The 21,087-nt window shown below is 55.8% G+C and carries 31 protein-coding genes; all 31 read left to right on the forward strand.

The genetic code is table 11. From position 1 onward, the window contains the following. The first annotated feature begins 29 nt into the window (after positions 1-29). The 31 genes from rplB (at position 30) to glmM (ending at position 20,879) form a co-directional block, all read left to right on the forward strand. Positions 30-866, forward strand: coding sequence for a 50S ribosomal protein L2 (gene rplB, locus ABD982_RS02450; RefSeq protein WP_237202274.1), 837 nt, complete (start codon positions 30-32; stop codon positions 864-866). A gap of 12 nt (positions 867-878) precedes the next feature. Continuing rightward, the gene (gene rpsS / locus ABD982_RS02455) at positions 879-1,160 is read left to right on the forward strand and encodes a 30S ribosomal protein S19 (protein WP_083090719.1); all 282 of its coding nucleotides are present in this window, start codon (positions 879-881) and stop codon (positions 1,158-1,160) included. Positions 1,161-1,223: 63 nt separating this feature from the next. Further along, the gene (rplV, locus tag ABD982_RS02460) at positions 1,224-1,589 is read left to right on the forward strand and encodes a 50S ribosomal protein L22 (RefSeq protein WP_237202273.1); all 366 of its coding nucleotides are present in this window, start codon (positions 1,224-1,226) and stop codon (positions 1,587-1,589) included. Beyond that, positions 1,590-2,390 carry a 30S ribosomal protein S3 gene (gene rpsC, locus ABD982_RS02465; protein WP_251379240.1) on the forward strand — a complete coding sequence of 267 codons (801 nt, stop codon included), beginning with the start codon at positions 1,590-1,592 and terminating at the stop codon, positions 2,388-2,390. Beyond that, positions 2,391-2,807 carry a 50S ribosomal protein L16 gene (gene rplP / locus ABD982_RS02470; protein WP_083090722.1) on the forward strand — a complete coding sequence of 139 codons (417 nt, stop codon included), beginning with the start codon at positions 2,391-2,393 and terminating at the stop codon, positions 2,805-2,807. Between the two features lie 3 nt (positions 2,808-2,810). Further along, positions 2,811-3,044 (forward strand): 50S ribosomal protein L29, encoded by a 234-nt coding sequence (gene rpmC / locus ABD982_RS02475; protein ID WP_272879252.1) that lies wholly within the window; start codon positions 2,811-2,813, stop codon positions 3,042-3,044. A 5-nt stretch (positions 3,045-3,049) separates the two neighbouring features. Then, positions 3,050-3,322 carry a 30S ribosomal protein S17 gene (gene rpsQ / locus ABD982_RS02480; protein ID WP_237202271.1) on the forward strand — a complete coding sequence of 91 codons (273 nt, stop codon included), beginning with the start codon at positions 3,050-3,052 and terminating at the stop codon, positions 3,320-3,322. A gap of 445 nt (positions 3,323-3,767) precedes the next feature. Next, positions 3,768-4,139, forward strand: a complete 372-nt coding sequence (gene rplN, locus ABD982_RS02485) for a 50S ribosomal protein L14 (RefSeq protein WP_237202270.1) — start codon at positions 3,768-3,770, stop codon at positions 4,137-4,139. A 3-nt stretch (positions 4,140-4,142) separates the two neighbouring features. After that, positions 4,143-4,478, forward strand: a complete 336-nt coding sequence (gene rplX / locus ABD982_RS02490) for a 50S ribosomal protein L24 (RefSeq protein WP_251379239.1) — start codon at positions 4,143-4,145, stop codon at positions 4,476-4,478. Next, positions 4,478-5,038, forward strand: coding sequence for a 50S ribosomal protein L5 (rplE, locus tag ABD982_RS02495; protein ID WP_237202268.1), 561 nt, complete (start codon positions 4,478-4,480; stop codon positions 5,036-5,038). Before rplX ends, rplE begins: the two co-directional genes overlap by 1 nt. A 68-nt stretch (positions 5,039-5,106) precedes the next feature. Next, positions 5,107-5,505: a 30S ribosomal protein S8 gene (rpsH, locus tag ABD982_RS02500; protein WP_251379238.1), complete on the forward strand. Its 399-nt coding sequence runs from the start codon at positions 5,107-5,109 to the stop codon at positions 5,503-5,505. 25 nt (positions 5,506-5,530) lie between these two features. Beyond that, positions 5,531-6,067, forward strand: a complete 537-nt coding sequence (gene rplF, locus ABD982_RS02505) for a 50S ribosomal protein L6 (protein WP_345444304.1) — start codon at positions 5,531-5,533, stop codon at positions 6,065-6,067. A gap of 2 nt (positions 6,068-6,069) precedes the next feature. Beyond that, the gene (gene rplR / locus ABD982_RS02510; RefSeq protein WP_237202265.1) at positions 6,070-6,429 is read left to right on the forward strand and encodes a 50S ribosomal protein L18; all 360 of its coding nucleotides are present in this window, start codon (positions 6,070-6,072) and stop codon (positions 6,427-6,429) included. Then, positions 6,429-7,121, forward strand: a complete 693-nt coding sequence (gene rpsE / locus ABD982_RS02515) for a 30S ribosomal protein S5 (protein WP_285835632.1) — start codon at positions 6,429-6,431, stop codon at positions 7,119-7,121. Before rplR ends, rpsE begins: the two co-directional genes overlap by 1 nt. Further along, on the forward strand, positions 7,121-7,330 hold the full coding sequence (gene rpmD, locus ABD982_RS02520) for a 50S ribosomal protein L30 (RefSeq protein WP_251379236.1): 210 nt from the start codon (positions 7,121-7,123) through the stop codon (positions 7,328-7,330). The genes rpsE and rpmD overlap by 1 nt, the downstream gene beginning before the upstream one ends. A gap of 2 nt (positions 7,331-7,332) precedes the next feature. Then, on the forward strand, positions 7,333-7,791 hold the full coding sequence (gene rplO / locus ABD982_RS02525; protein WP_251379235.1) for a 50S ribosomal protein L15: 459 nt from the start codon (positions 7,333-7,335) through the stop codon (positions 7,789-7,791). 259 nt (positions 7,792-8,050) lie between these two features. Further along, entirely contained in the window at positions 8,051-9,361 is a 1,311-nt protein-coding gene (gene secY / locus ABD982_RS02530) for a preprotein translocase subunit SecY (RefSeq protein ID WP_251379234.1), read from the forward strand. Beyond that, a complete protein-coding gene (locus ABD982_RS02535) occupies positions 9,358-9,921 on the forward strand; it encodes an adenylate kinase (protein ID WP_251379233.1) in 564 nt (187 codons plus the stop codon). The genes secY and ABD982_RS02535 overlap by 4 nt, the downstream gene beginning before the upstream one ends. Before the next feature lie 108 nt (positions 9,922-10,029). Next, entirely contained in the window at positions 10,030-10,863 is an 834-nt protein-coding gene (gene map, locus ABD982_RS02540; protein ID WP_345444313.1) for a type I methionyl aminopeptidase, read from the forward strand. A 59-nt stretch (positions 10,864-10,922) separates the two neighbouring features. After that, positions 10,923-12,107, forward strand: coding sequence for a dual-specificity RNA methyltransferase RlmN (rlmN, locus tag ABD982_RS02545; protein WP_345444316.1), 1,185 nt, complete (start codon positions 10,923-10,925; stop codon positions 12,105-12,107). A 210-nt stretch (positions 12,108-12,317) separates the two neighbouring features. Next, positions 12,318-12,539 carry a translation initiation factor IF-1 gene (gene infA, locus ABD982_RS02550; RefSeq protein WP_083090737.1) on the forward strand — a complete coding sequence of 74 codons (222 nt, stop codon included), beginning with the start codon at positions 12,318-12,320 and terminating at the stop codon, positions 12,537-12,539. A 139-nt stretch (positions 12,540-12,678) separates the two neighbouring features. Further along, positions 12,679-12,792, forward strand: a complete 114-nt coding sequence (rpmJ, locus tag ABD982_RS02555) for a 50S ribosomal protein L36 (RefSeq protein ID WP_004005257.1) — start codon at positions 12,679-12,681, stop codon at positions 12,790-12,792. 163 nt (positions 12,793-12,955) lie between these two features. Beyond that, positions 12,956-13,324, forward strand: a complete 369-nt coding sequence (gene rpsM / locus ABD982_RS02560) for a 30S ribosomal protein S13 (RefSeq protein ID WP_251379230.1) — start codon at positions 12,956-12,958, stop codon at positions 13,322-13,324. 71 nt (positions 13,325-13,395) lie between these two features. Further along, a complete protein-coding gene (rpsK, locus tag ABD982_RS02565; RefSeq protein ID WP_237202257.1) occupies positions 13,396-13,800 on the forward strand; it encodes a 30S ribosomal protein S11 in 405 nt (134 codons plus the stop codon). A gap of 149 nt (positions 13,801-13,949) precedes the next feature. Then, positions 13,950-14,945 carry a DNA-directed RNA polymerase subunit alpha gene (locus tag ABD982_RS02570; RefSeq protein WP_251379229.1) on the forward strand — a complete coding sequence of 332 codons (996 nt, stop codon included), beginning with the start codon at positions 13,950-13,952 and terminating at the stop codon, positions 14,943-14,945. Between the two features lie 99 nt (positions 14,946-15,044). Further along, positions 15,045-15,743: a 50S ribosomal protein L17, sunset domain variant gene (rplQ, locus tag ABD982_RS02575; RefSeq protein WP_251379228.1), complete on the forward strand. Its 699-nt coding sequence runs from the start codon at positions 15,045-15,047 to the stop codon at positions 15,741-15,743. Between the two features lie 257 nt (positions 15,744-16,000). Continuing rightward, complete coding sequence (truA, locus tag ABD982_RS02580; RefSeq protein WP_345444353.1) at positions 16,001-16,957, forward strand: tRNA pseudouridine(38-40) synthase TruA; 957 nt, start codon at positions 16,001-16,003, stop codon at positions 16,955-16,957. A gap of 295 nt (positions 16,958-17,252) precedes the next feature. Further along, entirely contained in the window at positions 17,253-17,696 is a 444-nt protein-coding gene (gene rplM / locus ABD982_RS02585) for a 50S ribosomal protein L13 (protein ID WP_237202253.1), read from the forward strand. Between the two features lie 35 nt (positions 17,697-17,731). Continuing rightward, positions 17,732-18,220: a 30S ribosomal protein S9 gene (gene rpsI, locus ABD982_RS02590; protein ID WP_251379226.1), complete on the forward strand. Its 489-nt coding sequence runs from the start codon at positions 17,732-17,734 to the stop codon at positions 18,218-18,220. 198 nt (positions 18,221-18,418) lie between these two features. Further along, positions 18,419-19,495 (forward strand): polyphosphate kinase 2, encoded by a 1,077-nt coding sequence (ppk2, locus tag ABD982_RS02595; RefSeq protein WP_345444357.1) that lies wholly within the window; start codon positions 18,419-18,421, stop codon positions 19,493-19,495. A gap of 25 nt (positions 19,496-19,520) precedes the next feature. Beyond that, a complete protein-coding gene (gene glmM, locus ABD982_RS02600) occupies positions 19,521-20,879 on the forward strand; it encodes a phosphoglucosamine mutase (RefSeq protein ID WP_345444360.1) in 1,359 nt (452 codons plus the stop codon). Positions 20,880-21,087: the final 208 nt, after the last annotated feature.

Here is a 21,087-nt window from a genome sequence, read left to right on the forward strand (position 1 = left end):
CCACTTTAGCGAAGGAAAGAAATATCTAAATGGGTATTCGTAAGCACAAGCCGACGACCCCGGGTCGCCGCGGTTCGAGCGTATCAGATTTCGCAGAAATCACTCGCTCAACCCCGGAAAAGTCCCTGGTTCGTCCGCTCCCCAAAAAGGGTGGCCGTAACAACACCGGTCGCATCACCACCCGCCACAAGGGTGGTGGCCACAAGCGCCAGTACCGTCTGATTGACTTCCGTCGTCACGACAAGGACGGCGTCAACGCACGCGTTGCACACATCGAGTACGATCCCAACCGTACTGCCCGTATTGCTCTTCTGCACTACTTCGATGGCACCAAGCGTTACATCATCGCCCCCAACAAGTTGGCACAGGGCGACGTCGTAGAGTCAGGTCCCTCGGCTGATATCAAGCCCGGTAACAACCTGCCCCTGCGCAACATCCCCGTTGGTACCGTGATTCACGCTGTAGAGCTCCGCCCCGGTGGCGGCGCTAAGATGGGCCGCTCAGCTGGCGCATCCATCCAGCTGGTCGCTAAGGAAGGCAAGTACGCCCAGCTGCGTCTGCCCTCCGGTGAAATCCGCAACGTTGATGTTCGCTGCCGCGCAACCGTTGGTTCGGTTGGCAACGCCGAGCAGTCAAACATCAACTGGGGTAAGGCTGGCCGCAACCGCTGGAAGGGCATCCGCCCGACCGTTCGTGGTGTTGTCATGAACCCCGTTGACCACCCCCACGGTGGTGGTGAAGGCAAGACCTCCGGTGGCCGTCACCCGGTTAACCCCAATGGTAAGCCTGAGGGACGCACTCGTCGCCCCAACAAGGAAAGCGACAAGCTCATTGTTCGTCGCCGTCGTACTGGCAAGAAGCGCTAAGGAGCCTGAACCATGCCTCGTAGTTTGAAGAAGGGTCCTTTCGTCGATCAGCACCTTTTTGTAAAGGTTGCAGCTCAGAACGAAAAGGGCACCAAGAACGTAATCAAGACTTGGTCCCGTCGCTCGATGATTATCCCCGACATGCTCGGACACACCATCGCAGTGCACGACGGACGCAAGCACGTACCCGTGTTCATCACTGAGTCCATGGTTGGGCACAAACTCGGCGAGTTTGCACCCACCCGTACATTCCGTGGCCACGTTAAGGACGACCGTAAGGGCAAGCGTCGCTAGAAACGGTTCACACCGTTTTTAGAAACGTTTTCCTTTCGGCAATAGACGAAAGAGAGATAGGCAATGGAAGCCAAGGCAACTGCGTCTTACGTACGCGTTACGCCTATGAAGGCACGCCGCGTCATCAACCTTATCCGTGGTAAGCAGGCGGAAGAGGCTCTGGCGATTTTGAAGTTCGCCCCCCAGGGTGCTTCAGAACCGGTATACAAGATCGTTGCATCAGCTGTTGCAAACGCTCGCCAGAAGGCAGCCCAGCAGGGTCTGCCCTTCAAGGAAGAAGAGCTGTTCATCAGCGAAGCATACGCGAACGAAGGCCCCACCATGAAGCGTTTTCAGCCTCGTGCACAGGGTCGCGCGTTCCGCATCAACAAGCGCACCAGCCACATCACTGTGGTCGTTGCAACCCCGTCAGAGGAGGAGGGCCGCTAAATGGGTCAGAAAATCAACCCCAACGGTTTCCGACTTGGCATCACCACCAACCACGTCTCCAAGTGGTTCGCTGACTCCACCAAGGAGGGCGAGCGCTACGCAGACTTCGTTCGTGAAGATGTAAAGATTCGTGAACTCCTGTCTAAGGGTATGGAACGCGCAGGCATCGCTAAGGTCGAAATCGAGCGTACCCGTGATCGTGTTCGTGTGGACATCCACACCGCACGTCCCGGTATCGTTATCGGCCGCCGCGGCGCTGAAGCTGACCGTATCCGTGGCGAGCTTGAGAAGCTCACCAACAAGCAGATCCAGCTGAACATCCTCGAGGTTGCAAACCCCGATCTGTCAGCTCAGCTTGTTGCTCAGGGCGTCGCAGAGCAGCTCGCTTCACGCGTAGCTTTCCGCCGCGCAATGAAGAAGGCAATCCAGTCCGCACAGCGTGCAGGTGCTAAGGGTATCCGTATCCAGTGCTCCGGCCGTCTGGGTGGCGCTGAAATGTCACGTAGCGAGTTCTACCGCGAAGGCCGTGTGCCCCTGCACACCCTGCGCGCAAACATCGACTACGGCTTCTTCGAGGCTAAGACTACCTTCGGCCGCATCGGCGTCAAGGTTTGGATCTACAAGGGTGACCTCACCGACAACGAGCTTGCTGCACAGCAGGCTGCAGGTAACCGTCGCGGCAACGCCCGCGGTGGCGACCGTCGTCGTCCTACCGGTAACCGTGGTCCTCGCCGCGAACGTCGTTCCGACAATGCTTCAGCTCCTGCTGAAGCAAAGACTGCAGAAAACGGTGAGGCATAAATGCTAATTCCCCGTCGAGTAAAGTACCGCAAGCAGCATCACCCCAAGCGTTCAGGTATGGCAAAGGGTGGCACCGAGGTAACCTTCGGTGAGTGGGGCATCCAGGCTCTCACTCCCGCATACGTTACCAACCGTCAGATTGAAGCTGCACGTATCGCGATGACCCGCCACATTAAGCGTGGCGGTAAGGTTTGGATCAACATTTATCCCGACCGCCCCCTGACCAAGAAGCCTGCCGAAACCCGTATGGGTTCCGGTAAGGGTTCACCCGAATGGTGGGTCGCAAACGTCAAGCCCGGTCGAGTCATGTTTGAACTCTCCGGCGTATCCGAAGAAGTGGCTCGCGAAGCTATGCGCCTCGCAATCCACAAGCTCCCGATGAAGGCACGTGTTGTGCGTCGCGAAGGTGGTGAATAAGAAATGGCAGTTGGATCAAAGGATCTGAGCATCGACAACCTCGCAGAGCTCTCCGACGAGAATCTGGTAGAGAAGCTGCGTGAGTCGAAGGAGGAACTGTTCAACCTCCGTTTCCAGGCAGCCACCGGTCAGCTTGAAAACCCCGGTCGAATCCGTTCGGTCAAGCGTGACATCGCACGTATCTACACTGTGCTTCGCGAACGCGAGCTCGGTATTCGTCCCGCAACCGAAGGTTAAATCACATGAGTGAAGTAAAGACTGAAGAGCGCGGCTACCGCAAGACTCGCCGCGGCTACGTTGTGTCCGACAAAATGGACAAGACTGTAGTCGTTGAGGTTGAGGATCGCGTGAAGCACGCACTGTACGGCAAGGTTATGCGCCGTAGCTCGAAGATCAAGGCACACGACGAGCAGAACACTGCTGGTATCGGTGACCTCGTTCTTCTGGCAGAGACTCGCCCGCTATCTGCTTCAAAGCACTGGCGCGTTGTAGAGATCATCGAGAAGGCTAAGTAAATCTTAGGCGTACGAGTTCTCACTCTGTAAGAGTTGAGATGGCCCCCACCTACAAAAGTAGGTGGGGGCCATCTGCGTGTGCTGCTGAGTTATGTGATGTGCAATGTGATGGGGGAGTACAGCGTAAATCACGCTCTTCTTTGCTCTCTGACCCCCTGTTCAGCCTAAAAATGCTGTGCTAAAGTTGAAGTTCTGTGTGGGTACACAAGCACCTGCACGACCACGGATTTTTTCGTGCCACAACATAATGCCGCTTTTCAGCGGGGTTCGCCCGCTCATAAGGCGGGTCCAAATGTTCGGGGCATGACCAGATCCCAGGCGTGTCCGCCAACTCTTCCCCTGAATTTTAGGTTAAGAGACCGGCGCGTCAACATCCCGTACAAATGTTCCGCAAGGCTGGCTCACAAGATACGTGTGTCGGAACCGGCGAGACGACAGGAGAAATATGATTCAGCAGGAGTCACGACTCAAGGTTGCTGACAACACCGGTGCGAAGGAAATCCTGACCATCCGTGTTCTCGGCGGCTCAAAGCGTCGTTACGCAGGCATTGGCGACATCATCGTCGCAACCGTTAAGGATGCTATCCCCGGCGGTACCGTAAAGAAGGGCGACGTCGTAAAGGCAGTTGTCGTTCGCACCAAGAAGGAAGTTCGTCGTGCAGACGGCTCCTACATCAAGTTCGATGAGAATTCAGCAGTAATTCTCAAGAACACCGATGGTGACCCCCGTGGCACCCGTATCTTCGGACCTGTTGGCCGCGAACTGCGCGACAAGAAGTTCATGAAGATCATTTCACTTGCTCCGGAGGTGCTCTAACTCATGGCTAAGATCAAGTCTGGCGACCTAGTACAGGTCATTTCAGGTGCAGATAAGGGTAAGCAGGGCAAGGTTCTTAAGGTATTCCCTAAGACCGAGCGTGTGCTGGTTGAAGGCGTAAAGATCGTCACCAAACACAACAAGGCTAACCCCATGACCGGCGAAGCCGGCGGCATTGAAAAGGTTGAAGCTTCAATCCACGTATCGAACGTTGCGATTGTTGATGCCGAGACCAAGAAGCCGACCCGCGTTGGTTACCGCCTCGAGACCGTAGAGCGCAATGGCAAGACCCGCACCAACCGCGTGCGCGTCGCCAAGAGCTCGGGTAAGGACATCTAATGACCGAAGCAAAGATTACCCCTCGTTTTAAGACTAAGTTCAACGACGTAGTCACCCCGGCACTGCAGGAGGAGTTCAACTACTCCAACACCATGCAGGCCCCGAAGATCGTTAAGGTCGTCGTGAACATGGGTGTCGGTGAAGCTGCCAAGGACGCGAAGCTCATGGATGGTGCTATTCGCGACCTCACCGCAATCACCGGTCAGAAGCCGCTGGTTACCCGCGCGAAGAAGTCCATCGCACAGTTCAAGCTGCGCGAAGGTATGCCCATCGGTGCACACGTCACCCTCCGTGGCGATCGCATGTGGGAATTCCTCGACCGCCTGGTCACCCTGGCACTTCCTCGTATCCGCGACTTCCGCGGCCTCTCGGATCGCCAGTTCGACGGCAACGGTAACTACACCTTTGGTCTCACCGAACAGTCAATGTTCCACGAAATCGACCAGGATTCCATCGACCGTGTTCGCGGTATGGACATCACCGTGGTTACCACCGCAAAGACCGACGAAGAAGGCCGTGCGCTGCTAAAGGCACTCGGTTTCCCCTTCAAGACTAAGTAACGACTACGTTGTAGGTCCGCACCCTATACAGGGTGAGGAAACCATAACGAGGAAGGGCTCAGCCCACCATGACTATGACAGATCCTGTCGCAGATATGCTGACCCGTTTGCGTAACGCAAACTCAGCTCATCACGACACCGTGTCAATGCCTTACTCAAAGCTCAAGGCTCGCATCGCCGAGATCCTCAAGGCTGAAGGCTACATCGCTGATTTCAAGGAAGAGGAAGCAAAGGTCGGTAAGACCCTCATCCTCGAACTGAAGTTCGGCCCCTCACGCGAACGCTCCATCGTAGGTGTTCGTCGTATTTCCAAGCCGGGTCTGCGTGTATACGCAAAGTCCACCAACCTGCCTCAGGTACACGGTGGCCTCGGTATCGCAATTCTGTCCACCTCTTCAGGTCTGCTCACTGACAAGCAGGCTTCGAAGAAGGGTGTGGGCGGCGAAGTCGTCGCTTACATCTGGTAGTCGGTAAGAAGAGAAAGGAAGAAGAATGTCACGTATTGGACGTCTCCCCATCTCGGTTCCTGCCGGCGTTGAGGTAAAGATTGATGGCAACCTTGTTGCTGTTAAGGGTGCAAAGGGCGAGCTGACCCACGAGGTTGCTGCTCCCATCACCGTTGCACTTGAAGACGGTGTTCTCACCGTTTCCCGCCCGAACGATGAGCGTGCTTCACGCTCACTGCACGGCCTGACCCGAACCCTGATCCAGAACATGATCGTAGGTGTTACCGAAGGTTACTCGAAGAAACTCGAAATCGTCGGTACCGGTTACCGTGTAATGGCGAAGGGCTCAGATCTCGAGTTCGCACTCGGCTACTCACACCCCATCAACGTCAAGGCACCCGAGGGTATCACCTTCGCTGTTGAGGGCAACAACAAGCTGACCGTTACCGGTATCAGCAAGCAGCAGGTTGGCCAGGTTGCAGCTAACATTCGCGGTCTGCGCAAGCCCGATCCCTACAAGGGTAAGGGTGTTCGCTACGAAGGCGAGCAGATCCGTCGCAAGGTCGGAAAGGCTGGTAAGTAACAATGGCTGTAAAGACTAAGTCAGCACAGCGCGCACGCCGTCACGCACGCGTTCGCAAGTACGTTTCAGGCACCGCTACACGCCCCCGCCTGTCCGTAACCCGTTCAGCTCGTCACATGTTCGTCCAGGTGATTGACGATGTTCAGGGTCACACCCTGGCATACGCCTCCACCATGGAAGCAGAACTCCGTGGCTCAGACATGGACAAGACCGCTAAAGCTAAGCGCGTTGGTGAGCTCGTAGCAGAGCGTGCCAAGGCTGCTGGCGTAGAAGCAGTTGTCTTCGACCGCGGTGGTAATAAGTACCACGGCCGTGTCGCAGCAGTTGCAGAAGGCGCACGCGAAGGGGGTCTTGCACTCTAATGAGCGAGCAGACTGTAAACGAAAAGGAAACTCAGGTGACTGAAGCTACCGCAGAAGCTACCGCTGAAACTTCCGAGAAGCGCGAAGAGCGCCGCAACGACCGTGGCGATCGCCGCGGCAACCGCGGCGAGCGCGGTGACCGTCGTGGTAACCGTGGTCGCGAAGAAGAGAAGGATAAGTTCATCGAGCGCGTTGTCACCATCAACCGCGTCTCCAAGGTCGTCAAGGGTGGTCGTCGCTTCAGCTTCACCGCACTTGTCGTTGTTGGTGACGGTAACGGTATGGTTGGCGTTGGCTACGGCAAGGCGAAGGAAGTTCCCGCAGCTATCTCTAAGGGTGTTGAAGAAGCAAAGAAAAACTTCTTCCGCGTTCCCCGTATTGAAGGCCGCACCATTCCTCACCGTGTTCAGGGTGAAGCAGCAGCAGGCGTAGTTATGCTCCGCCCCGCTACCGCTGGTACCGGTATTATCGCCGGTGGTCCCGTCCGCGCCGTACTTGAGGCAGCAGGCATCCACGATGTTCTGTCCAAGTCACTGGGTTCATCAAACCAGATCAACATTGTTCACGCAGCAATTGAAGCACTTCGCCAGCTCGAAGAGCCCGCAGCTGTTGCAGCACGCCGTGGTCTGCCCCAGGATGAGGTTATCCCCGGCTACCTGCTGAACACCAAGTCTGAAAAGGCAGGTGCGTAATGACCGGTAAGCGTATTAAGCCCAGCGACGCACAGCTGGAAATCACTCAGATCAAGTCATACGTTGGTGAGAAGCAGAACATGCGCGACACCCTCCGTTCCTTGGGCCTCAAGCGCCCCGGCAACAAGGTTGTTCGCACTGCTGACGCTGTAACCTGCGGCATGATCAACACCGTTGCTCACCTGATTCAGGTTGAGGAGGTCAAGTAAAGATGGCAGTAGAAAATAACGACGCTATCAAAATTCACGATCTGCGCCCCGCACCGGGTGCCCACAAGGCAAAGACCCGCGTTGGCCGCGGTGAAGGCTCAAAGGGTAAGACCGCAGGTCGCGGTACTAAAGGTACCAAGGCTCGTTACCAGGTTCGCGCCGGCTTCGAAGGTGGTCAGCTTCCGCTGCACATGCGCCTTCCCAAGCTCCGCGGCTTCAAGAACCCTTTCCGCACCGAGTACCAGGTTGTTAACCTGGAACGCATCGCGGAACTGTTCCCCGAGGGCGGCGACATCACCGTTGACGCTCTTGTAGCAGCAGGCGCAGTTCGCAAGAACGAACTCGTCAAGGTTCTTGGCACCGGTGAAATCTCAGCAGCTTACACCGTAACTGTTGACAAGGTTTCAGAGTCAGCTAAGGCTAAGATTGAGGCAGCTGGCGGTTCAGTAACCGTCAAGTAGTCTTGATGACCGATTGACTTCGGTAGGGGTGCCCCGCGTTTCAGCGCGGGGCACCCCTTTCTCATTCGCGATGCCTACAAACGGTGGCTCAACCTTACTTAAACGGTAAATGTGTTCTATGCACCGAGCGTAACTGCCCCGTTTCCGGCTAATTAAGAGATATAAGCGTTACACTTGAGAAGATTGTGTAACTGCAGGTGCTCTCAAGACCATCTTTGGAGCGCACATTGGCAGACTAAAACTTTTTTCAGGAGGACATGTGCTTAGCGGTTTCGGGCGGGCTTTTACGATCCCCGACCTGCGCAACAAGCTGCTGTTTACCCTGGGCATTATCATCATTTACCGGTTAGGTGTTTTCATCCCTGCCCCCGGTATTTCCTACGGGAACGTGCAACAGTGTCTATCGAATATCACCGCTACCAGCGGTGTCTACGGTATGATCAACCTCTTCAGCGGCGGCGCTCTGTTGCAACTTTCGATTTTTGCCCTGGGCGTGATGCCGTACATTACCGCGAGCATCATTGTTCAGCTTCTACGCGTTGTAATTCCCAGGTTCCAGCAATTGCATGAGGAGGGCGCCCAGGGGCAAACTAAGCTGACCCAGTACACCCGCTACCTCACTATCGCCCTGGCTGTTCTCAACGCAACGACCATCGTTACGCTGGCTCAGAACGGTACTTTGCTACAGGGGTGTACCCTGCCCATTATTCCGGATGACGGTATTTTGAACATCCTACTCATTATTACGACTCTGACCGCAGGTACCGGCGTCGTGATGTGGCTGGGCGAGCAAATCACCGAAAAGGGTGTTGGCAACGGTATGTCCTTGCTCATTTTCACCTCCATCGCAGCGTCCTTCCCCACCGCTTTCGGTTCTATTCTGCAGACCCAGGGCTGGGGGATCTTCGCCGCCGTGATGGGCATTGGGCTTCTGGTGATTGTGGCTGTTGTCTTCGTTGAGCAGTCCCAGCGCCGTATCCCCGTACAATACGCTAAGCGTATGGTGGGCCGCCGGACTATCGGCGGAACCTCAACCTACATTCCGCTCAAGGTCAACATGGCTGGCGTTATCCCACTGATTTTCGCTTCATCTATGCTGATGCTGCCAGGTCTGATTGCCCAGTTCAATACACCGTCTGACGGGCGTCAGCCACCGGAATGGGTCAACTGGATTAACACCTACCTGATAACAGGGGATCACCCTCTCTACATGATTATGTACTTCTTGATGATCCTTGGGTTCGCATACTTCTACGTTTCCATCACCTTCAATACAGAAGAAGTGGCCGGTAATATGAAGAAGTATGGTGGTTTCATTCCGGGTGTGCGCGCAGGTCGGCCCACCCAGGAATACCTCACCTATGTGCTAAACCGCATTACCCTGCCCGGTGCAACCTACCTAGCGGTTCTCGCTCTGATTCCGCTCATTGCACTGGTGCTCTTTGATGCTAACCAGAATTTTCCGCTCGGCGGTGCTTCACTGCTGATCGTTATCGGCGTCGGTCTTGATACTATCAAGCAGATTGACGCTCAACTTCAACAACGCAACTACGAAGGATTGCTCCGATGAATCGTTTGCTCATCATTGGCCCTCCCGGTGCAGGTAAAGGCACCCAGGCTGTAAAAATCGCTGAAAAGCTGAACATCCCTGCCATCTCAACCGGTGACATCTTCCGCAAGAACATTAAGGAAGAAACTGAGCTGGGTAAGGAAGCTAAGGGCTACATCGACGAGGGAAACCTAGTACCGGACTCGGTGACCAACCGCATGGTTCGTGCGCGTCTGGCAGAAGAAGACTGCACCGATGGCTTCCTGCTGGATGGATACCCCCGCAACGTAGCTCAGGTTTCTGAACTTGATGACATCCTGACCGATATGGGCCAGGAAATCGGCCAGGTGCTCTTGCTGGTTGCCGATAATGAAGAGCTGGTTCAGCGTCTTCTGGGCCGCGCCGCAGAACAGGGCCGCTCGGATGACAACGAAGAGGTCATCCGCCACCGTCTCAAGGTGTACGAGGAAGAAACTGCGCCGCTCGTAGCTATTTATAGCGAGCGCGGGCTAGTCACCTCCATTGACGGTCTCGGCGAGATCGATGAGGTTACCACCCGTATCATGGACGCTCTGAAGTAAGGCCTCCTGCTCGTCCCTGTGCCCCCGGTCATTGCGGGGGCACAGGTGTTTAAACCACAATGGAACAGCTTGGCTTTTGACCCGAGTAGAAAGAGAAGTGAGATAACTATGCGCCGTATCGAGTATAAAACCGATGCCCAGCTGGCCCACATGGCACGAGCAGGCATTATTACCTCCCGTGCCCTGGACGCTGCTGTAGCCGCTGCCGCACCCGGCGTCAGCACCGCTGAACTCGACCGTGTGTTCCGGGGGGTGCTTGCAGAACACGGCGCGGGCTCGAACTTCTTGGGTTACTATGACTACCCAGCGACCGTTTGCACCTCGGTCAATGATGAAGTGGTGCACGGTATCCCGGGGGAGCGCACCCTATCTGATGGAGACATGATTTCCATCGACGGTGGAGCGACCGTTCAGGACGCTCAGGGTAAAACCTGGCATGGTGACTCTGCCCGAACCGCTCTTATTGGCAACGTCTCGGCGGCTCGTCGCGAGCTTTCAGAGATTACACGGGCTGCCCTTTGGCACGGTATCGCGGCTGCTGCTACCGCTAAAAAGGTGGGCGAAATCGGGTTCGCCATTGAACACTTCGTCCGCGAGGAAACCGGCGACAAATACGGCATCATCGAGGATTTCGTGGGCCATGGCATCGGTACCTCCATGCACATGGCACCTGATGTACTCAACTATGCTGCCCGCGACCTGGGCCCTCGCCTCAAAAAGGGGATGGCACTGGCTATCGAACCCATGCTCACCACCGGTGGTATTGAAACCATTACCCTGGAGGATGACTGGACCATCAAAACTGTAGACGGCGGGGACGCCTGCCAATGGGAACACTCCATTGCCATTCACTCCGAGGGTATCTGGGTGCTCACCGCAGAGGACGGTGGGGCTTCTGAACTCTCTAAACTTGGTGTCACTGTTAAACCCATTCCCGCCTAAATACTTTCTTCCACCATCACTAACCGGCCTTTAGCCGTTTGCATCTCACAGGACACTTTATGACTGATACTTCCACCAAAACCCCGGTTGAAATCTCAACCGCCCGGCCCGCACCAGGCCAGATCATTCTGCAGGCACCGCGCCGCGGAAAGCCCCCTCGCCATATCGCTGACTTCGACATGGCAGGGCGCCGAGAATTTTTGGCAGAACTTGGCTACAAGCCTTTCCGTGCTGCCCAGCTCTCAAAACACTACTTTGAGCGCCTGGTCACTGATCCTGAGCACATGACCGACCTGCCGGCTGCAGAGCGTGAACAAATGGTAGCTGACGCTATGCCTCAGCTACTCACCACCGTCCGCACCCTTGAAGCTGATGGGGGAGACACCCTCAAAGTAGTCCACCGTCTCTTCGACGGTGCCCTGGTGGAGTCCGTCATCATGCGCTATGAAAACCGCGTGACCATGTGTATCTCATCCCAAGCTGGCTGCGGCATGAACTGCCCCTTCTGCGCCACCGGTCAGCAGGGCCTGACACGTAACCTATCCACCGCTGAAATCGTGGAGCAGGTTGTAGCCGGCGCCCGCTACCTTAAAGAAATGAAGGGTCTAGAACAGGCAACAGACGGAGCTGAAGATACTCGCCCGCTACGCGTCTCCAACATCGTGTTTATGGGCATGGGGGAAGCACTAGCCAACTACAAGCAGACTATGGGCGCTGTGCACCGCCTCATTGATTCCTCACCCGAAGGCCTGGGTATCAGCGCACGCGGGCTCACCATGTCCACCGTGGGGTTGGTTCCCGGCATCCGCAAATTCGAGATGGAAAAACTGCCCATCACCCTTGCCCTCTCACTCCACGCCCCGGATGATGAGCTACGTGATGAGCTCATCCCCATCAACCAGCGCTGGAAGGTTGATGAGACCCTGGATGCTGCCTACGACTACTACCGCACCACCGGCCGTCGCATCTCCATTGAGTACGCTCTGATTCGCGATATTAACGACCAGGGCTGGCGCGCCGATCTTCTGGGCAAAAAACTTGCCTCACGCGGGCGCGGCTGGGTGCACGTTAACCCCATCCCTCTCAACCCAACTCCCGGCTCCAAATGGACTGCCTCCCGCAAGGGCGTCGAGCAAAACTTCGTAGAGCGCCTGCGTGCCCACGGTATCCCCGTGACCGTGCGCGATACCCGTGGCAGTGATATTGACGGAGCCTGCGGCCAGTTGGCAGCTAAGGAAGACTAAGCCACATAAGTGTGAGGTCAAGCAACTTTGCCGCAAAGCGTTAACATTTAATGTTTTTTCGCGTATATTTGTGTGTTGGTCGTCTGTGCCCAAAAGGCTCCTGCCTTAAAGCGCCCGGCACCCGCACTTACGCGGGATAACGGTTGCAACAGAAAAACACTACAAACTGCCCGCAGCGAAAGCTGTGAGCACAAACGTAAAGCGGAGGATATGGCCAAGAAAGACGGCGTCATCGAGATCGAAGGTACCGTGGTCGAAGCACTGCCCAACGCGTCATTCCGCGTTGAGCTAGACAACGGACATAAAGTACTTGCACACATCTCAGGCAAGATGCGTCAGCACTACATTCGAATCCTGCCTGAGGACCGAGTAGTAGTCGAGCTGAGCCCCTACGACCTCTCACGCGGTCGTATCGTCTACCGCTACAAATAAACACCAACCAAACACCACCAGTGCGTGGTGTTTGCGCCGTGTAAAAGGGGTAAACAGTTCTACCACCCGCTTGCGGGACGCAGAACCTCTTACCCCGCCCGTCCAAAGCAATAGCTGAAAATCAACGCAAAGGAATGCGATGAAGGTCAAGCCGAGCGTTAAGCCGATCTGCGATAAGTGCAAAGTGATCCGCCGTCACGGTGTGGTCATGGTGATCTGCGAAAACCCGCGCCACAAGCAGCGCCAGGGCTAAACCCCTAGAACGCTGAACACCGCGCTGAAAGGTGCGGAACTAACTGAAAAATGGCACCGCTCCTAGGAAAACCTAGGATACCCTCGGGCACAGAGGCCGGGGACCGCAAAGAATTGCGGGCAGTGATGTCACAGACCTCTGCGAAAGCAAGGAGAAGCCAACTATGGCACGTCTCGCTGGAGTCGATATTCCCCGCGAAAAGCGCGTGGAGATTGCTCTCACTTACATCTACGGCGTGGGTAAGACCCGTGCAAAAGAAGCTCTCGCTGCAACCGGTGTTGATCCCAACATCCGCGTCAAGGACCTTGACGATTCGCAGCTCGTAGCACTTCGTGACTTCATCGAAGGTAACTACAAGGTTGAAGGTGACCTTCGCCGCGAGGTTGCTGCAGATATCCGCCGCAAGGTTGAAATCGGTAGCTACCAGGGTCTGCGTCACCGCCGTGGTCTTCCCGTACACGGCCAGCGCACCAAGACCAACGCACGTACCCGTAAGGGTCCGAAGCGTACCGTCGCAGGTAAGAAGAAGTAAACAGTGTTGCCTCAGTCTTGCCCGTTCAGTAAGACCAACACTTCAACCAAAACTTTGTAGGAGAATCAAAAATGCCTCCCAAGACTCGCGCAGCGGCCCGCAAGACCGGCCGCCGCAAGGTATCTAAGAACATTGTCGCCGGTCAGGCGCACATCAAATCAACCTTTAACAACACCATCGTATCGATCACCGATCCTTCAGGTGCTGTTATCTCCTGGTCATCAGCAGGTGAAATGGGCTTCAAGGGTTCACGTAAGTCAACCCCCTACGCTGCTCAGATGGCTGCCGAAACCGCTGCAAAGCGCGCTCAGGAGCACGGTGTACGTAAGGTAGACGTATTCGTCAAGGGCCCCGGCCCCGGTCGCGAAACCGCTATCCGCTCACTGCAGGCTACCGGCCTCGAAGTTGGCTCAATTCAGGACGTCACCCCCGTTGCACACAACGGCTGCCGCCCCCCGAAGCGCCGCCACGTCTAAGCCGCTCGTCCACAGGACGCGTCCCGATTTATCGGGAGACCTCACACCACACGGTTTGAGGTCAATGAACAGACTGCTTCGTCTGCTTCCTCACACGTTTTTCCCAACCTGTGAGCTCATATAGCGGATGCTCACCGAAAGGAAACAAAGTGCTCATTGCACAGCGCCCCATCCTGCGTGAAGAATACGTATCGGAAAACCGTTCACGTTTCACCATCGAGCCCCTCGAGCCCGGCTTCGGCTACACCCTGGGCAACTCACTCCGTCGCACCCTTCTATCCTCCATCCCCGGCGCTGCTGTTACCAGCATCCGCATCGATGGTGTGTTGCACGAATTTAGCACCGTAGAAGGCGTCACCGAGGACGTCACCGAGATCATCTTGAACATCAAGAAGCTCTCAGTCTCCTCAGAGAATGACGAGCCCGTCATCGCCTACCTGCGCAAGCAGGGCGAAGGTGAACTCACCGCAGCCGACATCGAGGTGCCTGCAGGCGTAGAGATCCACAACCCGGATCTCCACATCGCAACCCTCAACAACCGCGCTAACTTCAACGCGGAACTGACCATCGAACGCGGCCGCGGCTACGTTTCGGCAGCTCAGAACAAGTCAGGCGATGCCGAGATTGGCCGTATCCCGGTCGACTCCATCTACTCACCCGTTCTGAAGGTCACCTTCCGTGTTAGCGCAACCCGTGTTGAGCAGCGCACCGACTTCGACTCCTTGACTTTGGACGTCGAAACTAAGGAAGCAATCGCTCCCCGCGACGCAGTAGCATCAGCAGGTAACACCCTAGTTGAGCTCTTCGGCCTAGCACGTGAACTGAACACCGCAGCAGAAGGTATCGAAGTTGGCCCGTCACCCGCTGACGAGTCAATGGCAGCAGACCTCGCTCTGCCCATCGAAGACCTGGACATGACCGTCCGCTCCTACAACTGCCTCAAGCGCGAAGGCATCCACACCGTGGGTGAACTCGTGACTCGCAGCGAAGCAGACCTCATGGACATCCGCAACTTTGGTGCCAAGTCCATCGACGAAGTCAAAGCAAAGCTCACCGAGCTTGGCCTCTCCCTCAAGGATTCACCCGCGGGAATGGACCTGGCATCACGCCTGCAGGACGACGACAGCTACGGCAGCGACTACTAAGACACCGGCAGTCAACGCGTAAGCGTTACACCCGTCAAACATCTTTGGTTCCCGCACTACCTGGTACGGGTGCAGGAACGGCAAACAGGAGAATAAATTATGCCTACTCCCACTAAGGGTCCCCGCCTCGGCGGATCACCGACCCATGAGCGCATCATGCTGAACAACCTGTCTCAGCAGCTCTTTGAGCACAAGCGCATCACCACCACCCTGACCAAGGCAAAGCGCATGCGCCCCGTCGCTGAGCGTCTCATCACCTTCGCTAAGAAGGGTGACCTCAACGCACGTCGCCGCGTCCTACGCTCCATCGGCAACAAGACCGTGGTCCACGAGCTGTTCACCGTCATTGCACCCGCAATGGCAGAGCGCCCCGGTGGCTACACCCGAATCACTAAGATCGGTAACCGCAAGGGCGACAACGCTCCCATGGCAGTTATCGAACTCGTGATGGAGCCCATGGGTGCCAAGGCAGCAGTAGCCGAAGCAACCGCAGTGACCGAAGCAGCAGCACCCGCCGCTGAAAAGGCAGCACCCGTTGCAGCAGCAGCACCGGTTGAGACCACTACCGAAGCTACTTCAACCGACCTGCCTGCAGGCGCAGCAGCAGCACTCGAGAACGGCGAAGCTCCTGAAGGCTTCGAGATCAAGGGTAACGCTGGCTCCATGAAGTACCACGTACCTGGCTCACGCTGGTACTCGAACACTCAGGCTGAAATCTGGTTCGACACCAAGGAATCAGCTGAAGCAGCAGGTTACGCACCTGCTGGTGGTGTAGCAGCACAGACCATCTCCGAGTAATCTCCTAGAGACACACTCCGGTCGATTAACTGGTGGCTCTTCCCGAATGGGGGAGGGCCACCATTTTCTGTGTTTAATATGCTGCAGGATCACGGATACCTGCTGACCCTCTCACAACTGATGTAAGTTATCGCGCAAGCTCGGAAAACCTGCACTAGCTGTGATTCACTCAAGTCATGAGCCAGCAGCCGCCCGTTATCCTACAGCACAAAACCGGTAAAGTAAGTGCGAAACCAATACGACTGACCAGGAGCACCGTGAACCACCATCCCTTGGGAGCCGCAGCAACGGAGTCTTTGCCGGCTGAATTCAAGCCGACCATGCGGGTCCGTATCGACTTTGCCTATGACGGCACCCCCTTTGCCGGCTGGGCCAAACAGCCTGGTCTGGTCACTGTTCAAAGTGTTCTTGAAGAGGCTCTGGCTCTCATTTTCCGTCAGCCCATCTACACCACGGTTGCCGGGCGCACGGACGCCGGGGTGCACGCCCTGCACCAGGTGGTGCACTTTGATGTCCCCACTGACCTCTGGAAGAAACTCCCCGGTCGCAGTGAAGACGCACCGGCCCGAGCTTTGCGCCGCAAATTGCGCGGATCCCTCTCTCGGGCATTAGCTGACGCTGAAGCACAGCTGGGTTTACCGTCCCGCCTGCAGGGACTCCTGCAGAAAGCTATTACTATCAGCGCTTGCGTAGAGGTTCCCTCTAGTTTTGACGCCCGCTTCTCTGCCCTAGAGCGCTCCTACCGCTACCTCCTTGAAGATAATCAGGAGGAAAACGGCTCCAATCCTCTCTACCGGGGTTTGACCTGGCAGATTAATAAAGAACTTGATCTGGAACTTATGAACAGTGCGGCCCAAGAGCTGCTGGGGCTCCACGATTTCCTGTCCTTCTGCAAGCCCCGTGAAGGATCTACCACAATCCGTGAGCTACGAGAACTCAGCTTTGAGCGGCAAGAAGACGGGCTGATTGAGGCAACCATTAGAGCGGATGCCTTCTGCCATAATATGGTGCGAACTCTCATCGCCTCCCTGGTGATGGTGGGGGAGAGAAGCAAAGATCTACCCTGGCTTTTGAGCCGGATCCAAAACCCTGTGCGTGACTCCCAGGTGCGGCTAGCTGCACCTCGCGGGCTCGCTCTCAACCAGATCACCTACCCCGTTGCGTCGGCTTACGCTGCTCAGGCAGACCGGGCGCGCAACAAGAGAGAACTCTAAAACTACACCCTTGTCATTATTAAGGGTGAGCTACCTCAAAGAGGGCAGTTTTAAGGCTTCTTCACCTAGATTAAGTGCCGGATTTTCTGTATAGTTTCATACGTTGTGCGTACACCGCCCTCATTTCGTACCCTGTTCTTCGGTCTAGTTGCAGGACATAACGGGGAACAAGAGGTCTGAGGAATGGTGGTGCAGTTGCGTTTGGCCCTCACCCAAACCCTGCCACTAACGCACAGAGAGTCAAATAGGCGCGACACCCAACTAGCGCCCTACCGAAACGAGAAAAGGCGAAATTTTGCGCACTTACACTCCGAAGTCAGGCGATAACAACCGCCAGTGGCACATCATTGATGCCTCCGACGTTGTTCTCGGCCGTCTTGCAAGCCAGACCGCAATCCTGCTGCGCGGCAAGCACAAGCCCACTTTTGCACCCCACGTTGATATGGGCGACTCAGTCATCATCATCAACGCAGAAAAGGTTGCACTGACCGGTGCGAAGCTTGAACAGAAGCGCGCATACCGTCACTCAGGCTACCCCGGTGGTCTGAAGTCAGTAAACTACGCCGAACTGTTGGAAACCAACCCCGTTCGCGCCGTAGAAAAGGCTGTTAAGGGCATGCTGCCCAAGAACAAGCTGGCTGCACAGCAGCTCAAGAACCTCAAGGTTTACACCGGTTCTGAGCACCCCCACTCAGCTCAGCAGCCCAAGACCTACGAATTCAACCAGGTTGCCCAGTAATTCGGGCCTACGAAAGAACTATTAAAGGAGACATCGTGGCTCAGAACGAAGAGTACACCACCGAAGAAGAGCTGACTAGCTACACTTCAGAATCATCAGAAACCGTAGCTGAGAAGGCTCCCCGCCCCGCACTGACCGTTGGCGGTCAGGCTGTAGGTCGCCGCAAGGAAGCTGTTGCTCGCGTTCGCCTGGTACCCGGTACCGGCAAGTGGATCGTAAATGGTCGCGAACTCGATAACTACTTCCCCAACAAGCTGCACCAGCAGGAAGTTAACGATCCTTTCAAGCTCCTCGAGCTCGAAGGTGCTTACGACGTATTTGCACGCATTTCCGGTGGTGGCCCCTCCGGTCAGGCAGGCGCACTGCGTCTGGGCGTTGCTCGTGCACTGAACGAGATCGACCTCGAGAACAACCGCCCCGCCCTCAAGAAGGCTGGCTTCCTTACCCGTGACGCACGCGTCATCGAACGTAAGAAGGCAGGCCTTAAGAAGGCACGCAAGGCGTCACAGTTCTCAAAGCGCTAAAGACTTTCGTTGCTTACGCAACGACAACAGCTTACAGGCAGCGTCCCACCCTCTACGGGTGGGGCGCTGCCTCGTTTTAAGGCTAAATGTTTAACTCTCAGGCGCAGGGGTAAAAATCTAAGTGCGCGTAATAGTGGGAGCAGGGTGATGTAAACCATAGAATGATGGTGCAAGGTACCGATGAGAGAAAGGGTGCCCATGGCATCTTCGAAAACCACCCGCGCTAGGACCCTTAAGAACGCACCGGGCAAAGACGCCCCCGCTGAGACGGAGAGCAAAGACGCTCAGGCAGTCCAGAGACCAGCTGAAGACCCCAAAAAGCAGGCTGTGAAAGCTGCTTTAGCTAAAGAAACCCGCCGTGTTTCTGTGGTTGAAGACTACAGCGCTGAACTTGATGAGATGGAATCGCTGAGGAAAAAAATCAACGGCTCCTCTGAATCCACGTCGGATGCCTGGAAAGCAGGCTACCCCTACGATGAAAAACTGGGGCGCAAGGAATACGAGAAAGAGAAGCGAGCTCTGCAAATCGAGCTTATCAAGCTGCAGCTGTGGGCCAAAGAGACCGGGCAGAAGATTCTTATTATCTTTGAGGGCCGTGATGCTGCTGGTAAGGGCGGTGCCATCAAGCGTTTCATGGAGCATCTCAACCCGCGTGGCGCCCGCGTCGTTGCATTAGAGAAACCAACCGATATTGAGCAGACTCAGTGGTACTTCCAGCGCTACATCCAGCACCTGCCCTCCGGCGGTGAAATCGTGCTTATGGACCGTTCATGGTACAACCGGGCAGGTGTTGAGCGCGTCATGGGCTACTGCACCTCGCAGCAGTACTACGAGTTCATGCAAGAAGTGCCTGAGCTGGAGCGCATGCTGGTGAATTCCGGAGTCAAGCTCATAAAATTCTGGTTTTCCGTGACCCGCGCGGAGCAGCTGGCTCGCTTCAATGCCCGCCGCACAGATCCTGTACGTCAGTGGAAGCTGTCACCTACTGACCTAGCTTCGCTTGATAAATGGGATGACTACACTGCCGCTAAAGAGGCAATGTTCTTCTATACCGATACCGGGGACGCCCCCTGGACGGTGGTAAAGTCCAACGACAAGAAGCGTGCACGCCTGGAGGCTATGCGTCATGTGCTCAACCAGTTCGATTACCCCAACAAGGATACGGCGCTGGTAGGCGCCACTGACTCACTGATTGTGGGCTCGGGTTCGGACGTGTTGGATGATGATGTGCCGGAAAACCCAGAGGGTTTTCCCATACTAAGAGAAGAAAACTAGGTGAAGCGTCGTAGAATAGTCTGTGATGTCACAAAGATTATTCGGAACCGATGGTGTTCGCGGTCTCGCTAACGATTTAATTACCCCAGCTCTAGCAATGGAGTTGGCGCAAGCCGCGTCTATCGTTCTTGGGTTCAATACGGTTGAAAATGGAACTCGCCCCAAGGCAGTCATCGCGCATGACTCCCGTATCTCGGGTGAGTTTATCGGTGCGGCGATGACCGCAGGCTTTGCCTCCTCCGGCGTTGATGTTCTTGACGCCGGATTGGTGCCCACGCCTGCGGCTGCCTACCTTGTTGCTAGCACGGGCGCAGACTTTGGCGTCATGATTTCAGCGTCTCACAATGCAGCTGAAGATAACGGCATTAAGTTTCTTGCTCGAGGAGGCAAGAAGCTCGATGACGCGCTGGAGGATGCTATTGAAGAGCTCTACAGCAGCAAGGACTTCCGTTTCCCAACTCACGGTGCCGTGGGGCGCATCCGGCCCCTGACTGACGGTGAAGACCGTTACGTCACCCACCTGCTCTCAACCATTCCTGATCACCGCCGTCTTAACGGCCTTAAGGTCGTTCTTGACTGCGCCCACGGTGCTGCCTCGGGTGTTTCCCCCGATGCCTTCCATGCCCTCGGCGCTAAGGTTCGTGTGATTGGTGCGGAGCCAGATGGCACTAATATTAACGACGGCGTGGGCTCAACCCACCCCGAGAAGCTACAGGAAGCGGTGGTCGAGTGGGGAGCTGACCTAGGTATCGCCCATGATGGTGATGCTGACCGTTGCTTGGCCGTTGACGAACAGGGCAACCTGGTGGACGGCGATCAGATTATGTCGATTCTGGCACTTGCTATGAAGGACGCCGGAAAACTCAAGGACGATACCCTGGTGGCCACCGTCATGAGCTCACTGGGTCTTGAAATTTTCCTCAAGGAACACGGTATTAAACTGGAACGTGCTTCGGTGGGAGACCGATACGTGCTGGAAGCTATGAACGCTAACGGTTTTAACCTGGGTGGTGAGCAGTCCGGTCACGTCATTATGAGCGACTACGCCACAACCGGTGACGGGGTACTCACCGGTCTGCATATTGCAGCAGAGCTAGTACGCACCGGCCTGCCGCTATCTGAGCTGGCCAACCGCATGCAGGCAACGCCCCAGCGCCTCATCAACGTCAAGGGTGTGAACCGCGCAGGCGTGCAGGGCAATGAGATTCTACAACAGGCTATTCGCGATGCTGAAGCTGAGCTGGGGGATACCGGCCGGGTGCTTCTGCGCCCTTCCGGTACCGAGCCGCTGGTCCGCGTTATGGTAGAAGCCCAGACGCAGGACATCGCAGATGCAACTGCTGAAGCACTAGCTGCCGTCGTTGCCAAAGAACTAGCTATTTAGCCCGTAGATTCATCAATCACAGCGCTCATCCTCTTTACGAGGGTGAGCGCTTTGTGTATGACCTATCTAAACCTGTCTAACAGGTGTGAAAAAATAGCAGAAAAGCTCATGTTTAAAAGGAAGTGCCGGGGAGTAAAATAGGTGTACTCCACTCTAAGTATTGTTTTCTTTGTCTATACAGAGTGTTTAGTAGATTTATTCATCTCAC

Source organism: Rothia endophytica (assembly GCF_039543885.1).
Taxonomy (GTDB): Bacteria; Actinomycetota; Actinomycetes; order Actinomycetales; family Micrococcaceae; genus Rothia; species Rothia endophytica.

Bases quoted from the DNA above. Each gene is read 5' to 3' on its own strand.
- rplR (WP_237202265.1), top strand. From the start codon at position 6,070: ATGGCTGTAAAGACTAAGTCAGCACAGCGCGCACGCCGTCACGCACGC.
- rplV (WP_237202273.1), top strand. From the start codon at position 1,224: ATGGAAGCCAAGGCAACTGCGTCTTACGTACGCGTTACGCCTATGAAG.
- ABD982_RS02535 (WP_251379233.1), top strand. From the start codon at position 9,358: ATGAATCGTTTGCTCATCATTGGCCCTCCCGGTGCAGGTAAAGGCACC.
- rlmN (WP_345444316.1), top strand. From the start codon at position 10,923: ATGACTGATACTTCCACCAAAACCCCGGTTGAAATCTCAACCGCCCGG.
- rpmD (WP_251379236.1), top strand. From the start codon at position 7,121: ATGACCGGTAAGCGTATTAAGCCCAGCGACGCACAGCTGGAAATCACT.
- rpmC (WP_272879252.1), top strand. From the start codon at position 2,811: ATGGCAGTTGGATCAAAGGATCTGAGCATCGACAACCTCGCAGAGCTC.
- rpsK (WP_237202257.1), top strand. From the start codon at position 13,396: ATGCCTCCCAAGACTCGCGCAGCGGCCCGCAAGACCGGCCGCCGCAAG.
- rplO (WP_251379235.1), top strand. From the start codon at position 7,333: ATGGCAGTAGAAAATAACGACGCTATCAAAATTCACGATCTGCGCCCC.
- rpsH (WP_251379238.1), top strand. From the start codon at position 5,107: ATGACTATGACAGATCCTGTCGCAGATATGCTGACCCGTTTGCGTAAC.
- rplB (WP_237202274.1), top strand. From the start codon at position 30: ATGGGTATTCGTAAGCACAAGCCGACGACCCCGGGTCGCCGCGGTTCG.
- rplQ (WP_251379228.1), top strand. From the start codon at position 15,045: ATGCCTACTCCCACTAAGGGTCCCCGCCTCGGCGGATCACCGACCCAT.
- rplE (WP_237202268.1), top strand. From the start codon at position 4,478: ATGACCGAAGCAAAGATTACCCCTCGTTTTAAGACTAAGTTCAACGAC.
- infA (WP_083090737.1), top strand. From the start codon at position 12,318: ATGGCCAAGAAAGACGGCGTCATCGAGATCGAAGGTACCGTGGTCGAA.
- rpsC (WP_251379240.1), top strand. From the start codon at position 1,590: ATGGGTCAGAAAATCAACCCCAACGGTTTCCGACTTGGCATCACCACC.
- rplX (WP_251379239.1), top strand. From the start codon at position 4,143: ATGGCTAAGATCAAGTCTGGCGACCTAGTACAGGTCATTTCAGGTGCA.
- rpmJ (WP_004005257.1), top strand. From the start codon at position 12,679: ATGAAGGTCAAGCCGAGCGTTAAGCCGATCTGCGATAAGTGCAAAGTG.
- rplN (WP_237202270.1), top strand. From the start codon at position 3,768: ATGATTCAGCAGGAGTCACGACTCAAGGTTGCTGACAACACCGGTGCG.
- rpsS (WP_083090719.1), top strand. From the start codon at position 879: ATGCCTCGTAGTTTGAAGAAGGGTCCTTTCGTCGATCAGCACCTTTTT.
- rplF (WP_345444304.1), top strand. From the start codon at position 5,531: ATGTCACGTATTGGACGTCTCCCCATCTCGGTTCCTGCCGGCGTTGAG.
- rpsE (WP_285835632.1), top strand. From the start codon at position 6,429: ATGAGCGAGCAGACTGTAAACGAAAAGGAAACTCAGGTGACTGAAGCT.
- rplP (WP_083090722.1), top strand. From the start codon at position 2,391: ATGCTAATTCCCCGTCGAGTAAAGTACCGCAAGCAGCATCACCCCAAG.
- ppk2 (WP_345444357.1), top strand. From the start codon at position 18,419: ATGGCATCTTCGAAAACCACCCGCGCTAGGACCCTTAAGAACGCACCG.
- map (WP_345444313.1), top strand. From the start codon at position 10,030: ATGCGCCGTATCGAGTATAAAACCGATGCCCAGCTGGCCCACATGGCA.
- rpsM (WP_251379230.1), top strand. From the start codon at position 12,956: ATGGCACGTCTCGCTGGAGTCGATATTCCCCGCGAAAAGCGCGTGGAG.
- glmM (WP_345444360.1), top strand. From the start codon at position 19,521: ATGTCACAAAGATTATTCGGAACCGATGGTGTTCGCGGTCTCGCTAAC.
- rpsQ (WP_237202271.1), top strand. From the start codon at position 3,050: ATGAGTGAAGTAAAGACTGAAGAGCGCGGCTACCGCAAGACTCGCCGC.